This window comes from Aquimarina hainanensis (assembly GCF_042684685.1).
Lineage (GTDB): Bacteria > Bacteroidota > Bacteroidia > Flavobacteriales > Flavobacteriaceae > Aquimarina > Aquimarina hainanensis.
In genome coordinates this window covers 1-731 of the sequence record NZ_JBHULX010000027.1, presented here as the reverse complement: position 1 = coordinate 731, position 731 = coordinate 1, and the positions used below count along the sequence as shown (strand labels likewise).

General features: G+C 40.8%; 1 protein-coding gene. It reads right to left on the bottom strand.

The features are described from left to right. On the bottom strand, positions 1–731 hold a 731-nt coding region (locus ACFSTE_RS13360), incomplete at both ends, for a hypothetical protein (protein ID WP_378298186.1).

Sequence of the window (731 nt, the reverse complement as noted above, 5' to 3'; positions counted from 1 at the left end):
TTGTTTAGAGTTCCCCGTTGTTCTAATTCATACATCACATCCCGAAGGGCTGTCTCAAAACGGGTCGTATTATTACAGCCTGAAATATCTGTACCACTACCATCCCCTATATACTCCCCAACACCATCAGCTTCTGTGATACTACACGCTGCAATACGTGCCTGGGTCTGACCACTAAGAACAATCTCCTGAGTCGTAGTTCCTCCAATAGTCACCTCTGCCAATACCTGATAACGAAAACGCTCACTGCTGGCATCATAACTCGAATAAATCTGTTTTACAGAAGTGATCTGCCAGGTGCCTGCTCCATAGTTCTGCCAGGTATTGCTAAAACTTGCAGGCAAACTAACACTAATAGGAATAGTACCTACTGCCTGATTGTTTTGATAAAAACGAATATCTAATGTCTTATTGGAAGCTGTAAGGTTCGTTCGTATCTCTACTGCTGCATCTGTAGGGTGACTCCCTCCTAAATCTGTAAATAATGCCGGAGTCAGATATCCTCCTCTATAGGTGCTACTAGCAGGAATACCTGAGCTATACTCCTTAAAATAGTAATTTAAGTACATCTCTAAATCCCGAGCCTTAGGACATACTCCTGTAGCAATATAATATTCGTAATTAGTGAAATTAGCCAGGTCATTATAGATATCTCCTCCATTATCTCCTGAACTATATAGGTTATCCGAAGGCTTAAATCGTTTTTCCTTTTCTTTATATAATTCGCTGTG